The organism is Phaeobacter sp. JH204B, assembly GCF_048055755.1.
Taxonomy (GTDB): Bacteria; Pseudomonadota; Alphaproteobacteria; order Rhodobacterales; family Rhodobacteraceae; genus Phaeobacter; species Phaeobacter bryozoorum.
Window position 1 is genome coordinate 242560 of sequence record NZ_JAYMXF010000026.1, and the last position, 14354, is coordinate 256913.

Genomic DNA, 14354 nt, shown 5'->3' on the forward strand with positions numbered 1-14354 from the left:
CGTGACCCTGTCGGCGCGCTTGCGCGGCGGGTCGTTTCAAATCATTTTGTGTTAACTGAAATTCCCCGGCACAAGGGGACTAGGGGAGGAAACCAATGGGATTTGCCACGGCTGCGGACTGCTTGGCACTAACGAACGAGATGCCTTTTGGGCAGCGGAATATGCCGACGACGCTTTATGGGTTGCTGTCCCGTACGGCCGGGAAATTTCCCGACAACAACGCGGTGAGCTACCAGATATTCTCTGGTCCCAAGGATAAGGCCGAGACCCTGACCTGGCGCCAGCTGAAGGACAAGGTGACCCAGGCGGCGAATATGTTCCGGTCCATGGGGATCGGTGAAAAGGATGTGGTCGCCTATATCCTGCCGAACTGCAATGAAACCGTCGTGACCCTGCTCGGTGGCGCTGTGGCAGGCATCGCTAATCCGATCAACCCTCTGCTTGAGCCGGAGCAGATCGCCTCGATCCTGCGCGAAACCGGGGCAAAGGTGGTGGTGACCCTGAAGCCTTTCCCCAAGACCGACGTCGCCCAGAAGGTAGCGGAGGCGGTGCGCCATGCGCCCAAGGTGAACACGGTTCTGGAAATCGACCTCAACCGCTATCTGACGCCGCCAAAATCCTGGATTGTACCGATGATCCGCCCCAAGCTTGAGGGCAAGGACAAGCTGGCCCATGCGGATTACAAGAATTTCAACAAAGAGCTGCGCAAGCATCCGACCGAGCTGACGTTCGCGGATTCCGACAGCGACCGGGTGGCCTGCTATTTCCACACCGGCGGCACCACCGGGATGCCCAAAGTGGCGCAGCACACCTATTCCGGCATGAACTACAACGGCTGGCTGGGCAGTAAGCTGCTGTTTACCGCAGATGACAATATCATGTGCCCGCTGCCGCTGTTCCATGTCTTTGCCTGCCATGTGATCCTGATGGCGGCGGTGGCCTCGGGGGCGCATGTGGTGTTCCCGACACCGCAGGGCTATCGCGGCGAGGGTGTCTTTGACAATTTCTGGAAGCTGATCGAACGCTGGAAGATTTCCTTTATCATCACCGTGCCCACTGCAATTTCGGCCAAGATGCAGCGGCCCGTCGATGCCGATGTCTCGACCGTGAAGACGGCCTTCTCCGGCTCGGCGCCACTGCCGGTCGAACTGTTCAAACGGTTCGAAAGCGCAACGGGCGTCAGCATTGTCGAAGGTTACGGCCTGACCGAGGCGACCTGCCTGGTCTCCTGCAACCCGGTTCAGGGCGAAAAGAAGATCGGCTCGATCGGCATTCCGCTGCCCTACACTGACGTCAAGATCGTGAAGGCAACCAATGGCGATATGGTCGAGCTGGGTGTGGATGAGATCGGTGAGATCTGTATCTCGAGCCCCGGCGTCTATGCCGGTCATACCTATACCGAGGTCGAGAAGAACGAAGGTCTGTTCTACAAGGACACCTATCTGCGTACCGGCGATCTGGGCCGTCTGGATGCGGATGGCTATCTCTGGATCACGGGCCGGGCGAAGGATCTGATCATCCGCGGCGGCCACAATATTGATCCGGCCGAAATCGAAGAGGCGCTGCTGGGGCATGAGGCCGTCGCCTTTGCGGGTGCAATCGGCCAGCCGGATGCCCATGCCGGCGAGGTGCCATGTGCCTTTGTCGAGCTGGTGGATGGCGCAAGCGTGACGCCGGAGGATCTTTTGGCCTATTGCAAGATCCACGTGCATGAACGCGCGGCAATCCCGAAACATGTCACGGTGATGGATGAGCTGCCGAAGACGGCCGTGGGCAAGGTGTTCAAACCTGATCTGCGCAAGAATGCCATCACCCGGATCTACAATGAGGCCCTGCTGAAGGCCGGCCTGCCTGCGCGCGTCGAACATGTGGTCGACGACAAAAGCCGCGGTCTGGTCGCCCAGGTTGAGGCCAATGGCGCTTCGGCCTCCGATATTTCGGATGTGCTTGGTGTCTTTACCCGCCCCTGGGAACCGATGCCAAAGGGCTGATCCCAGAGCGGCGGATGGCACTGCGCCACCCCAGCATCAGAAAGCGCCCCACGCGGGCGCTTTTTTCATTTGTAAAGCATGGTTTTTGATTTCGGCGCTGCTAATCTCATTCGGCGGACTATGAAGATAGGGAACGGGTGAGATGAACTACGAGCGGCTGATCGACGAAGAAACCTGGGCCTTTATCCGCAAAACCGGCGAATGTTACCCGGATGATGCGGTGGATCTGTCGATCACGGAACAGCGCAAGGTCTATGATGACATGGCCGCTGAATTCCGTGTCGCGCGCCCGGATGTGGTCCGCTGCGAGGATCGGCTGGTGGGGGCGGTCCCGGTGCGGATCTATACCGCCGGAGAGCCGGGCTGCACGGTGATGTACTGCCATGGCGGCGGCTTTGTCGTTGGTGGATTGGACAGCCACGATGACGTCTGCGCCGAGCTTTGCGCCCAGAGCGGCTATCGCGTTGTGGCGGTGGATTACCGTCTGGCCCCCGAACATCGCCACCCTGCGGCCTTTGAGGACGCCTGGGCGGTCTTGCAGTGGATCCGCGACAGTTTTGAGGGGGATCTGGTTCTGGCTGGTGACAGCGCCGGTGCCAATCTCTGTGCAGCCGTGGCGCATCATGCGCGCGGACGTATTGACGGGCTGGTGGGGCAGGTGCTGATCTACGGCGCCTTTGGTGGCGATATCAATCAGGGCTCTTATCTGGAACACGCGCAGGCGCCGATGCTGACACGGGATGATATCCTCTACTACGGGTCAATTCGCCGCCCGGAAGGCACGCAGGCGACGGGCGATCCGACCCTCGAACCGCTGGCCGATACCGATTTTTCCAACCTGCCCGCAACGGTGCTGATCACTGCCGACTGTGATCCGGTGCGTGATGATTCCCGCCATTACCGCGACAAGATCATGGCCGCCGGTGGCAAAGCGCATTGGATCAACGAACAGGGGCTGGTCCATGGCTATCTGCGCGCCCGCCACAGCGTCGGCCGCGCCCGTGACAGTTTCGAACGGATCTCCGTCGCCGTGGAGGCGCTGGGGCAGGGGCTCTGGCCCTATGAGTGAGCGCTGTCGTCGCCCGGCCCCTGGCACATGATCAGCCTGCGAAATCGCGGCAGTTTTCAGGGGCGGCTGCGCGGTTGTACCAGCCGCCGCTCTTGACCCGCCAGTCGCTGCTGTGGGTGGTGACATAGGACCAGTTGCCCACTGGAAGATGCGCATAGCCGATGGTGTCGCCGGGTTGGATCGTGCCGATACGGGCGGTGCCCGCACTATGGCCGGAATGGAGCGGGACCGGAGCGCCAAGCCAACCCAGACAGGCGCCTTCAAATTCATCGCGGATCGGCAGATCCACCAGCAACCGCCGCAGATGCGTATCGTTCAGCGTCAACTGCCTGCGCCCGGTGTTGACCTTGCAGCCGTGATACTTCTCCAGCGCGCGGATGTCCTGCACCTGCCGGTTGCTCTGCGGGTCAAGCGCGACGGATTTTCCGAGGCAATCGCTATTGTCGAAAACGCTTTGGCCCAGCACCGTTCCAAAACAATAGCCGGCACGGTCCATGATCAGATTTCGCGTGAACCACAGATCATCGCAGCCGTCCTGTGCAAACGCGGGCAAGGGCAGCAGCGTTAACAGTAGTGTAAGATAGCGGATGGGCATGGCAGGCTCCTGTTGATCGCGGCGACGGTCCGATAAGCCTGCCATGGATCCTCAGCCGAGGAAAGATTTTGCCTTCATCGTGTCGGCGATGGGCGCACCAAGGCGGCTGAGGATGGTAGGCGCCAGCTGGCGCTGGTCGATCACCACATCTTCCGCCGGGCCTTCGGCCGGGCCGAAATAATACAGCGCGGTTTCCTGTTGCAGGGCGCTGCGCCCGCCGTGGTGGCCGCGATCATCCTGCCCGTGATCGGCGGTGACGATGATCTCATAGCCCATTTCGCGCCATTTGAAGATACACGGCGCCAGCATCTCATCCATGACGAAACAGGCGTGGTCCATTTGCTGGCAATCGTGGAAAAACCGGTGCCCCATGCTGTCCAGCGTGCAGGTGTGCAGCATTCCGTAGTTCAGCCCGAACCGCAGGCAGAGGTTTGTCAGCGTGCCAAACAGATCGACGTCCGACGGGGTCATCTGGTTGTCCAGCCCGTAGCCGGTCATCGAATGGAACCGCCCGTGATTGATCGTGGCGCTGTCCGGTTCGTCATATTCAACGTCGCGCACGGGGTCATAGGGGTGGCGGTTGAAGAAGGAGGACCAGAAACTATGCGCCACCGCACCGGTTACGCCGCCGCCCTCGCGAACCTGGCTGAACACATCCTTGTGGCCCAAGCGGAAGACATTGCCATTGCCGGTGCAGCCATGTTCGGCGGGGGCAACACCTGTGTGGATCGAGGCATAGCAGCTGGCGGAGATCGAGGGCAGCACCGAACGGTGCTTCCAGACCCGCGCTTCGCCGCTGTCGACCCAGCCTTCCAGATTGCCAAACAGCCGACGGAAGTTGCGCCACGGCACCCCGTCCAAGATGATAAGGAGAAGTTTGTTGTCCATCGCAGAACCCAAGGTCTTGTAAAGGTGAGTTAAAAAGGCGGCCGTGAGGAGTGTTCCTGCGGCCGCCTTTGAGTGCGTCCCGCCGCAGTTGCCTGCGACGGGGGGATAACAGGTGCTGGGCTGCTAGTTGCCCGCACTTTCCATCTTGCGGTTGGCGATGACCTCTTCCAGCCACCCGAGCCGCATTTCCGGCACCGAGCTGAGCAGCAGATCGGTGTAATCGTCAAAGGGGGGCGACAGCACTTCGGTCTTGCCGCCATAGCGCTGGACGCGGCCCTGATACATCACCGCGATATTATCCGAAATCGCCCGCACCGTGGCGAGATCGTGGGTGATGAACAGATAGGCGACATTCTCGATCTTTTGCAGTTCCAGCAACAGCTTCAGAATGCCATCGGCCACCAGTGGATCCAGCGCCGAGGTGACCTCGTCGCAGATGATCATCTTGGGCTTCGCCGCCAGCGCACGTGCAATACACACCCGCTGTTTCTGTCCGCCCGACAGCTCCGCCGGGTAACGGTCGATGAAGCTTTCGCCCAGCTCGATCTCATCCAGCAGTTCGATGATGCGCTTGCGCTTTTCGGTGCCCTTCATGCCAAAGTAGAACTCCAGCGGACGGCCGATGATCGTACCGACGGTCTGGCGCGGGTTCATCGCCACATCCGCCATCTGATAGATCATCTGCAATTCGCGCAGATCCTCGCGGGTGCGTCCCGCCAGATCGGAGGACAGCCGGCGCCCGGCAAACTCGATATCACCTTCGCGCGGTGGCAATAGCCCGGTGATCACCCTTGCCAGTGTCGATTTACCAGAGCCGGATTCTCCGACCACGGCCAGCGTCTGACCGGGGTGCAGGTCGACGTTCACATTATGCAGCACATCGAATTTGGTGCCCTGGTAGCGCGCGGTGATATTGCGCACGCTCAGCACCGGCTCCGAGGTCGGGGCCTTTTCCTCATGCGTGATGGAGCGCACCGAGACCAGCGCCTGTGTGTACTCCTCCTGCGGGGCGTTGATGATCTGATCGACGGGGCCGTATTCCACCATATTGCCGTGGCGCAGCACCATGATATCGTCGCTCACCTGTGCCACCACCGCAAGGTCGTGGGTGATATAGAGTGCAGCCACACCCGTGTCGCGGATGGCTTCCTTGATCGCCATCAGCACCTCGATCTGGGTCGTCACATCCAGCGCCGTTGTCGGCTCGTCAAAGACCACCAGATCCGGCTCCGGGCAGAGCGCCAGCGCCGTCATGCAGCGTTGCAGCTGACCGCCGGAGACCTGATGCGGATAGCGCTCTCCGATATTGTCTGGATCGGGCAGACCCAGCTTGGCAAAAAGCGCGCGGGCGCGGGCTTCGGCCTCTTTCTTGGAGAATTTGCCCTGTTCAACCGCCGCTTCGATCACCTGTTCCATGATCTTCTTGGCCGGGTTGAACGAGGCCGCCGCCGATTGCGAGACATAGGTGACCTCGCCGCCGCGCAGGCGACGGATATCGCGCAGTTTGGATTGCAGGATATCGCGGCCATTCACCCAGACCTCGCCGCCGGTGATCTTCACACCGCCCCGGCCATAGGCCATGGAGGCCAGACCGATGGTGGATTTTCCGGCGCCGGATTCGCCGATCAGCCCCAGCACCTTGCCCGGTTGCAGATCAAAGCTGACACCATGCACGATTTCGATGTCATGGGGCTTTTCCCCCGGCGGGTAGACAGTTGCGCCGATCTTGAGATTGCGCACTTTCATAAGAGGTTCGCTCATCCGCGGCCTCCTTTCAGCGAGGTTGTGCGGTTCAGGACCCAGTCCGCGACAAGGTTGACCGAGATCGCAAGGGTGGCGATGGCGATGGCAGGCAGCAGTGCCGCCGGAATGCCATAGACGATGCCTTCCTTGTTTTCTTTCACGATCCCGCCCCAGTCGGCTTCTGGCGGTTGCACGCCAAGGCCGAGGAAAGAGAGCGTCGAGACAAACAGCACCATGAAGATGAACCGCAGGCCCATTTCGGCCACCAGCGGTGACAGCGCGTTGGGCAGGATTTCGCGGAAGATGATCCAGGCGGTTTTCTCACCCCGCAGACGCGCGGCTTCGACGTAGTCCATCACCTCGATATCCACCGCAACCGCACGGGCAAGACGATAGACGCGGGTGGAGTCCAGCAGACCCATGACCACGATCAGAACCGGCACGGTCACCGGCATCACCGACAGCACCACAAGGGCAAAGATCAGCGTCGGGATCGACATCACCAGATCGACCAGCCGCGACATCACCTGATCCACCCAGCCACCGGCAACGGCGGCAAAGAAGCCCAGCACCGATCCGGTGACAAAGGACAGGATGGTGGCCGCAGTGGCGATGAAGATAGTGGTGCGTCCGCCATAGATCATCCGGCTGAGAAGATCACGACCGATATTGTCGGTGCCAAGGAGATGCTCAGCCGAGCGCGGCTCCCAGACGTCACCGACGATTTCAGCCATCCCATAGGGGGCCAGCAGCGGTGCAAAGATCGCCATCAGGAAGTAGAGGGCCGTGAAGAACAGCCCGACCATTGCAGAGATAGGGATATTCTTCATTTCGGATGCCTCAGACGCGGGTTCGACAGGATCGCCACGATGTCGGCAATCATGTTCAGCACGATGTAGACGGCGGCAAAGATCAGACCGCAGGCCTGCACCACCGGGACGTCACGCTTGGACACGTGGTCGACCAGATACTGGCCCATGCCGGGGTAGACAAACACCACCTCGATCACCACGACGCCGACCACCAGATAGGCGAGGTTCAGCATCACCACATTGACGATCGGTGCGATGGCATTGGGAAAGGCGTGACGGGCAATCACGTTGAAGGTGCTCAGCCCCTTCAGCTCCGCCGTCTCGATATAGGCCGATTGCATCACGTTGAGGATCGCCGCCCGCGTCATGCGCATCATATGCGCCAGAACCACCAGTGTCAGCACCGCGACGGGCAGGGCAATGGCGTTCAGTTTTTCCAGCAGGCTCATGGATTCATTGATCATCGCGACCGAGCTGAACCAGCCCATCTGCACCGCAACGAAATAGATCAGCAGATAGCCAATCAGGAATTCCGGGATCGAGATCGAGGCCAATGTCACGGCCGAGATCAGTTTGTCAGGCCAGCGGTCGCGGTAACGTACCGCCAGAAGGCCCAGGAAGATCGCCAAGGGAACCGAGATCACGGCAGCCCAGAACGCCAGGAACAGCGTGTTGCCAAGACGGCGGCCAATGCTGGTTGCAATGTCCTGACCATTGGTCAGGGCGGTGCCCAGATCACCTTGCAGGGCGCCGAACAGCCAGTCGAAATAGCGCAGAACAGCCGGTTCATTCAGCCCCAGTTCCTCGCGCAGGTTGGCAAGTGCCTCGGGCGTGGCCGACTGACCCAGAATGGACTGCGCCACATCGCCGGGCAGGATCAAGGTGCCCATGAAGATGAGCACGGATGCGGCGATCAAGAGAATTAGTCCCAGCGCGAGGCGCTGGGACACAAGTTTCACGACGGGGTGCATGGCATGGACCTCTATCAGGCCAACCAGCACTTATGCGACCATTTGCCGGCCATGGTGTCGCCGGTGGAATCCACCACCCAACCCTGAACCTTGCTGCTGGTCGCTTCGATGAAGTCGTTGAACATCGGGCAGATCAGACCGCCTTCGTCCCGCACCATCATGCCCATCTGGCTGTAGAGCGCCTTGCGCTTGGCTTCGTCCAGCTCGCCGCGGGCGGCAAACAACAGCTGGTCAAAGTCTTCGCGCTTGAAGCGGGTGTCGTTCCAGTCTGCGGTCGACAGATAAGCGGTCGAATACATCTGATCCTGCACCGGACGGCCACCCCAGTAGGAGGCACAGAACGGCTGGGCGTTCCAGACTTCGGACCAATAACCATCACCGGGCTCGCGCTTCAGTTCCAGCGGGATACCGGCGGCATTTGCCGACTGCTGGAACAGCTGGGCTGCATCCAATGCACCCGGGAAGGCAACATCCGACACCCGCAGGGTGATCGGGCTGCCGTCATGGCCGGATTTCTTGTAGTGCTCTGCCGCTTTGGCCGGATCAAACGGGCGCTGCGGGATGCTGTCATCAAACAGCGGATAGGCGGAGTTGATCGGCATGTCGTTACCGACGGAGCCATAACCGCGCAGAACCTTATCGACCATTTCCTCACGGTTGATGGCATATTTAAGCGCCAGGCGCAGCTCGTTGTTGTCAAACGGCGCGGTGTCGCAATGCATGATAAACACATAGTGGCCCGGACCGGCTGCGTTGCGCACGGTCAGGTTCGGTGCACGGTCGAGGAGACCTGCAACCTTGGGCTCAACACGGTTGGCGATATGTACCTGACCCGATTGCAGCGCCGCCATACGGGCGGTGGCGTCGTTGATTACCACGATTTCGACTTCATCGACATGGCCGCGGGTGTCATCCCAGTAGTTGGGGTTCTTCTTCCACATATGGCGCACGCCCGGCTCATCGGCGACCAGCATATAGGCACCGGAACCGATGCCCGCTGCCGGGTTGTCAAAGCCGCCATCAGGCTGGATCATCAGGTGATAATCGGCCATCAGATAGGGCAGGTCGGCGTTGGGCGTGGTCAGCGAGACGACGAAGTTGTCGCCATCGGCCTTCATGCTTTCGATGCCGCGCATAATGCCGAGCGCACCCGATTTACTGTCCTCGTTGGAGTGGCGCTCCATTGTGCGCATCACGTCCTCGGCCGTCACCGCCTTGCCGTTGTGGAATTCAACGCCCTTGCGGATCTTGAAGGTCCAGGTCTTGGCGTCTGCACTGGCTTCGACGCTTTCGGCGAGACGGTTTTCGATGCCGCCTTCGGGCGTCACGTTCACCAGCGTTTCACCGAACTGATAAAGATTGTGGTAGGGCACCTGGCTTGCGGCCACGGCGGGATCGAGCGAGTCGGTGCTGCCGCCGCCGATGGAGCCGAGCTTCAGCGTGCCCCCTTTGACCGGGCCTGCGGCCTCGACGGCGCGGGCAAACAGGCTGCCTGCTACTGCGGCGCTTATGCCGAGTGCGGCGGTTTTGCCCATGAATTCACGCCGGGTCATTTTCCCGGAGGTGACGCTTTGCGTCATGAAATCAATCTGGTCTTTCATTGCGGACTCCCTGTCGTATCTAGACGCTGAACACGTCATTTCTTGAATTGTCATTCAAGGTTTGCGCATTTGCTGCGACCTCGCAACCCTTATTAGCGTGCTTTCTGGCGCAGGCGGGGATCGCGAAGGCATAAAGAGACGGTGATCCCGTCGTCTTTTGGAACTGATATGTCGTATTTGGTAGGAAGTGAATGGCTGGTGGGACAATATGTGGAAAAACCCAATGCACTCGCGATGCCAATTATTATCGCCGCCGCACCCCGTATTTCGCCAATGGATGGTGGACCCCGCCTGATTTTCGGCCAAAACGGGTGATCCGTGCCGGTTTTGCGACAGGCCGCAGCTGCGGGCGCGATGGTCGATCTGGCGTATTTTCGCGATTTTGGATGCTTGCTTTGGCACCAATGGGCGCGTCAGGACATGACGGAAAACGACATCCGCAACCTATCCGCAATCCGCCCGCAGAAAAGCGCAGTTCACCAGTCCGCGCTGTCCATCCAGATGGTCACCGGACCGGAGTTGATCAGCGCAACCTGCATGTCGGCCCCAAAGGACCCGCGCGCCACAGGCACCTCAAGCGCCGCCAGCTGATCGGCAAACCGGGTGTAAAGCGCGCGGCCCAGATCCGGCGCGGCGGCATTGGAGAAGCCGGGCCGGTTGCCACGGCGGGTATCGGCGGCCAGCGTAAACTGGCTGACAACCAGCGCGCCGCCGCCGATGTCCTTCACCGAGCGGTTCATCTTGCCCGCCTCATCGCGGAAAATCCGCAGCTTGCTGATCTTGGCCGCCATCTGATCCGCTTCGGCCGCGCTGTCCCCCGCCATCGCGCAGATCAGGATCAGCAGGCCTTCACCGATTTCACCGATGATATCGCCGTCGACGGTGACAGACGCCTCGGACACTCGCTGGATCAGGGCACGCATGGATTATCCTACTCAGTGATATGCGGCGTCAGTCGCGCCAGGTGGTGAAGTCGTGCAGTTCAGCGCGTTCAGTGCGGAACTGGTTGGCCGGGTGGTCGGGATCGGCATAGCCGAAAGACAGCGCACAAAGGATATTTCGATCCTCCGGTATGTCGCAGAGCTGATGCAGCATCGGCGCATAGGTGGCAACAGCGGCCTGCGCGATGCTGGCAACGCCCGCTGCGGTTGCGGCCAGCGTGAACCCGGTGACAAAGCCACCGCAATCCAGCGCACCATAGGGGCCAAGCTCCTTGGGGCTGGTCAGAATCGCGCAATGGGGGGCGTCAAAAAGCGTAAAGTTGCGCATCATCTGCCGGTGAGAGGCGGCGCGATCGCCGCGTTCAACACCAACCGCCTCATAAAGCGCCCAGCCGCAGGCCTGTCGCCGCGCCTTGTAGTCGCCACTGTAACGCTCGGGAAAGGGGAGGTCGGGGGCAACAGGATCCTTTGCGACCGCCTCCGCCAGGGCCACCCGCAGCGCATCCGTCGCCGCGCCGCTGAACAGCGTCACCTGCCAGGGCTGGGCATTGCACCAGGAGGGCACTTTCTGGGCGCAACGCAGGATATCCTCGATAACCGCACGGGGTACCGGATCGGGGCGAAAGCCGCGACAGCTGTGACGGCGGCTGAACAGCGCATCAAGCGCAGGAAGGGTGGTCATGGTGGATCCTTATGTCGGCTTCGGGGGGCTCGTGGTCTCGGCGCGGAATGTCAGCGTGATCCGAAATAGGCCACAGCAGCGCCGATCAGCAGTGCCAGAGCAACGGCGGCGGCAATTTTCCATACCGAATAGGGGCGTTCTCCCTGTACCCGACCGGATTGCCCGTTGACCACAAAACGATAAGTCTTGCCCCGATATTTATAAGCGGCCAGCCAGACCGGCAGCAGCACATGTTTGAAGGTGATATCGGAAAAATCGCTGTCGATATGTTCGATCCGTTGCCGATCCCCGCCAATGTCAAAACGCACGTCGCGTTCGATGACCCGGCGCATCCGCACAGTCGCCTCGCCGTAGCCATCGGCCAGTTCCACCGCATAGGCCTCGGCCCGGAACCCGGCCAGATACTGCGGCTGGTAAGGCTCCAGCGCCGACAGGTCCCAGGGCTCCAGCGCATCGGTGTTCTTTTTCGGCAGGCTCTTGGAGGCGAGCACCAGCACATCGTCAAAGAACCGCTGCACCCGCCCCGAGACCGGCCGCCAGCGTATCTTCGGCACCTGCCGCGACTGGCGCTTGCCGTCGACCATCACGGTTTCGGTGACATAATAGACGGTGCCGCGCTGGCCGCGATACTGCGAGCGGGTGTCGGCGTCGAAGGTCCAGTAGGGGACATAGATGCCGTCCATGCGTCGGCCTTTGCGGGCATATTGTTGCAGGCCGCTCGGCGCAAACCACAGCTGGCCCAGCCAGTCCGACATCGCCTTATGGGCGCTGCGCTCATCAAAGGCGAAGGGCAGCACGCCCTTGGGCTTGATATGACGGTGGATCCCGGTGTCTGTGACCATCGGCGTGGCGCAGAACGGACATTCCCCCGCATGGTCCTTTTGGTCAAATTCCACCTGCGCGGCGCAGTTCGGACAGCGCAACACGCGGGTTTCTTCCATGTCGGCCTCGGCCAGCCCCGAGGAGAGCGCCGTCTCGAAATCCAGCTCCCGCAGGCTGCCACCCCGCCACGGGCCGGATCGGATCGCTTCCCGGTGGCCGCAATGATCGCAGGTCAGCGTGCCGTTTTCAGGATCATAGCGATAATCCGCGCCGCATTGCTCGCAGGGGAACCGATGTTCCTCAAGCGGTGCCTGCGTCTCGGCGCTGGCGGAGCTCTCGGCAGGCGACAGGCCGGAGGGCGGCGGCGGTGGGGGCTGGGTCACGTGGGGAAGCCTCAAAGATATCTATGCAGCAGTTTCGGCACCATGATGCGCAGGGCGTTGTCCTTCAACAGGAAATGGCGCCACAGATGGAACAGCCCATGCAGGACGATGACAATGAGCAGCGCATCAAAGGCAAGTTCATGCAGCTCTTCAGCCAGCTCATGCAGGGTGCGGCTGCCTGCGGCCGGATTGATCGGCAACACCCCAAAAGCGCGGATCGCAAAGGGAGCCAGCACCCCGGCCAGCGCCCCGGTTGCGACCATGACCGGCAGGCCGATTTGCAAGACACGGTGGTTCAACCCGTGGAACCGTCTGGCCCAGCTCGGCAGCTTGGGACCGGCGGGCCCGGCCAGCCCTTTGCGCAGATAGACAAGCGTCCAGATCAGCACGACCACGGCAAGGAGCAGGCCAACGCCCGCGTGGGTGGCCAGCGCCAGCCCCGGATCGGCGCGGTTCTCCTCCGGTTCTACGAGAAAGAAATAGAGGATCAATCCAAGGCTCAGCCAGTGGAGCCATTTGAGCGCGCTGCGTCGGGTCATTTGCAGAAGGTCCTTCGTGGCACAAGGGCTGCGGTCGGTCCTGAGAAAGGGCGCCGGTGATCGCAGCGCCCTCGGGATTGTGTGATGTCAGCCAGCCGGCGGTGCGGGCGGCGGTGGCGGAGGCGGCGGTGGCATGATGGTGAACAGCTGCGCCAGTTCGATGACATCGCCTGCCGCCTTCCAGCCGTCCTGACCGGGTGTCCAGACCAGGCTGTCCCGGCGCAATCCGCCCTCCTGTGCCATTCGCCCCAGTCGGGCCTTGGAATAGGGGCCGGTGGTCTGACCGTTCTCGGCGATGTGCCAGACATGTTCCACCGGTGGAGGCGGCGGCGCCACCGGCGCGGCGGCCTGCGGCGCAGCGGGTGCGGGCCGCGCGCCCCAGGGACCGCTGGTCTGACCCGCTGCATGAGCGGCGGCACCCGGCTGCGCCATCTGCGCCATCTGCTGGGCCATTGCCATGCCCATCCCCATGCCCATTCCGGCCCCCATGCCGCTATTGGGCGCCTGGGCGGCGGCGGTCATCGCCTCGGCGGCGGAGAACTGCGTGTAACGGCCAAGATCACCGACGATTCCCATCTGTGTGCGCTTGTCCAGCGCCTGTTCGACCGCGGCGGGCAACGAGATATTCTCGATATAGAGCTCGGGGATCGCGATGCCGTATTCGGCCACCGTGGCGGAAATCTCAGCCGCCACCAGCTTGCCCAGATCGGCGGTATTTGCAGCCATATCCAGAACCGGAATGCCGGAGCCTGCCAGCACCCGGCTCACCTGCTGGACAATGATATTGCGGATCTGGAAGGAGATTTCATCCATGGTGAACTCACCATCGGTGCCGACGATCTCGCTCAGGAACCGGGCCGGGTCCACCACCCGGATGCTATAGGTGCCAAAGGCGCGCAGACGGACCGGCCCGAACTCCGGGTCGCGCGCCATGATCGGGTTCTTGGTGCCCCACTTCAGATCATTGAACCGGGTGGTGTCGACAAAGTAGATCTCGGATTTGAACGGTGACTGAAAGCCGTGATCCCAATGTTGCAGGGTGGTCATGATCGGCATGTTGTTGGTCTCCAGCATGTAGAGACCGGGGGTGAAGACATCGGCCAGCTGACCTTCATGCACAAAAACCGCCGCCTGACCTTCGCGCACCGTCAGCTTGGCGCCGTATTTGATCGCGTGGCCTTCGCGCTCGAACCGCCAGACCAGCGTGTCATTGGTGTCGTCGGTCCAGTGGATGACGTCGATGAACTCTCCCTTGAGAAAGTCGAAAATACCCATTGTCTTCATCCTCTTTCGGCGATGCCGGGGCATCGGGGTCGG

At 61.3% G+C, this 14354-nt stretch carries 13 protein-coding genes; 2 read left to right on the forward strand and 11 right to left on the reverse strand.

Annotated features, from left to right (window positions below):
* Positions 1-95 precede the first annotated feature (95 nt).
* Both VXL81_RS15210 and VXL81_RS15215 read left to right on the forward strand, forming a co-directional pair.
* Positions 96-1991 carry an acyl-CoA synthetase gene (locus VXL81_RS15210; protein ID WP_340546089.1) on the forward strand — a complete coding sequence of 632 codons (1896 nt, stop codon included), beginning with the start codon at positions 96-98 and terminating at the stop codon, positions 1989-1991.
* Positions 1992-2133: 142 nt separating this feature from the next.
* The gene (locus VXL81_RS15215; RefSeq protein WP_340546088.1) at positions 2134-3060 is read left to right on the forward strand and encodes an alpha/beta hydrolase; all 927 of its coding nucleotides are present in this window, start codon (positions 2134-2136) and stop codon (positions 3058-3060) included.
* 31 nt (positions 3061-3091) lie between these two features.
* On the opposite strand, the gene VXL81_RS15220 is transcribed toward VXL81_RS15215, so the two are convergent.
* From VXL81_RS15220 to VXL81_RS15270, 11 genes are all read right to left on the reverse strand, one after another.
* Positions 3092-3655 carry a DUF4453 domain-containing protein gene (locus VXL81_RS15220; RefSeq protein ID WP_340546087.1) on the reverse strand — a complete coding sequence of 188 codons (564 nt, stop codon included), beginning with the start codon at positions 3653-3655 and terminating at the stop codon, positions 3092-3094.
* 51 nt (positions 3656-3706) lie between these two features.
* Positions 3707-4543 carry an alkaline phosphatase family protein gene (locus VXL81_RS15225; protein WP_416554968.1) on the reverse strand — a complete coding sequence of 279 codons (837 nt, stop codon included), beginning with the start codon at positions 4541-4543 and terminating at the stop codon, positions 3707-3709.
* 123 nt (positions 4544-4666) lie between these two features.
* A complete protein-coding gene (locus tag VXL81_RS15230) occupies positions 4667-6304 on the reverse strand; it encodes an ABC transporter ATP-binding protein (protein ID WP_416554970.1) in 1638 nt (545 codons plus the stop codon).
* Positions 6301-7116: an ABC transporter permease gene (locus VXL81_RS15235; RefSeq protein WP_416554972.1), complete on the reverse strand. Its 816-nt coding sequence runs from the start codon at positions 7114-7116 to the stop codon at positions 6301-6303. The genes VXL81_RS15230 and VXL81_RS15235 overlap by 4 nt, the downstream gene beginning before the upstream one ends.
* Positions 7113-8069: an ABC transporter permease gene (locus tag VXL81_RS15240; RefSeq protein WP_416535138.1), complete on the reverse strand. Its 957-nt coding sequence runs from the start codon at positions 8067-8069 to the stop codon at positions 7113-7115. The genes VXL81_RS15235 and VXL81_RS15240 overlap by 4 nt, the downstream gene beginning before the upstream one ends.
* A 14-nt stretch (positions 8070-8083) precedes the next feature.
* On the reverse strand, positions 8084-9670 hold the full coding sequence (locus VXL81_RS15245) for an ABC transporter substrate-binding protein (RefSeq protein WP_061048721.1): 1587 nt from the start codon (positions 9668-9670) through the stop codon (positions 8084-8086).
* 476 nt (positions 9671-10146) lie between these two features.
* Positions 10147-10593, reverse strand: a complete 447-nt coding sequence (dtd, locus tag VXL81_RS15250; RefSeq protein ID WP_416535081.1) for a D-aminoacyl-tRNA deacylase — start codon at positions 10591-10593, stop codon at positions 10147-10149.
* Positions 10594-10621: 28 nt separating this feature from the next.
* On the reverse strand, positions 10622-11293 hold the full coding sequence (locus VXL81_RS15255) for a nitroreductase (protein ID WP_340546080.1): 672 nt from the start codon (positions 11291-11293) through the stop codon (positions 10622-10624).
* 50 nt (positions 11294-11343) lie between these two features.
* A complete protein-coding gene (locus tag VXL81_RS15260; protein ID WP_416554974.1) occupies positions 11344-12498 on the reverse strand; it encodes a TFIIB-type zinc finger domain-containing protein in 1155 nt (384 codons plus the stop codon).
* 11 nt (positions 12499-12509) lie between these two features.
* A complete protein-coding gene (locus tag VXL81_RS15265; RefSeq protein ID WP_416554976.1) occupies positions 12510-13037 on the reverse strand; it encodes a cytochrome b/b6 domain-containing protein in 528 nt (175 codons plus the stop codon).
* A gap of 87 nt (positions 13038-13124) precedes the next feature.
* The gene (locus VXL81_RS15270) at positions 13125-14312 is read right to left on the reverse strand and encodes an SPFH domain-containing protein (RefSeq protein WP_416539063.1); all 1188 of its coding nucleotides are present in this window, start codon (positions 14310-14312) and stop codon (positions 13125-13127) included.
* Positions 14313-14354 lie beyond the last annotated feature (42 nt).

Bases quoted from the DNA above. Each gene is read 5' to 3' on its own strand.
- VXL81_RS15210 (WP_340546089.1), top strand. From the start codon at position 96: ATGGGATTTGCCACGGCTGCGGACTGCTTGGCACTAACGAACGAGATG.
- VXL81_RS15215 (WP_340546088.1), top strand. From the start codon at position 2,134: ATGAACTACGAGCGGCTGATCGACGAAGAAACCTGGGCCTTTATCCGC.
- VXL81_RS15220 (WP_340546087.1), bottom strand. From the start codon at position 3,655: ATGCCCATCCGCTATCTTACACTACTGTTAACGCTGCTGCCCTTGCCC.
- VXL81_RS15225 (WP_416554968.1), bottom strand. From the start codon at position 4,543: ATGGACAACAAACTTCTCCTTATCATCTTGGACGGGGTGCCGTGGCGC.
- VXL81_RS15230 (WP_416554970.1), bottom strand. From the start codon at position 6,304: ATGAGCGAACCTCTTATGAAAGTGCGCAATCTCAAGATCGGCGCAACT.
- VXL81_RS15235 (WP_416554972.1), bottom strand. From the start codon at position 7,116: ATGAAGAATATCCCTATCTCTGCAATGGTCGGGCTGTTCTTCACGGCC.
- VXL81_RS15240 (WP_416535138.1), bottom strand. From the start codon at position 8,069: ATGCACCCCGTCGTGAAACTTGTGTCCCAGCGCCTCGCGCTGGGACTA.
- VXL81_RS15245 (WP_061048721.1), bottom strand. From the start codon at position 9,670: ATGAAAGACCAGATTGATTTCATGACGCAAAGCGTCACCTCCGGGAAA.
- dtd (WP_416535081.1), bottom strand. From the start codon at position 10,593: ATGCGTGCCCTGATCCAGCGAGTGTCCGAGGCGTCTGTCACCGTCGAC.
- VXL81_RS15255 (WP_340546080.1), bottom strand. From the start codon at position 11,293: ATGACCACCCTTCCTGCGCTTGATGCGCTGTTCAGCCGCCGTCACAGC.
- VXL81_RS15265 (WP_416554976.1), bottom strand. From the start codon at position 13,037: ATGACCCGACGCAGCGCGCTCAAATGGCTCCACTGGCTGAGCCTTGGA.
- VXL81_RS15270 (WP_416539063.1), bottom strand. From the start codon at position 14,312: ATGGGTATTTTCGACTTTCTCAAGGGAGAGTTCATCGACGTCATCCAC.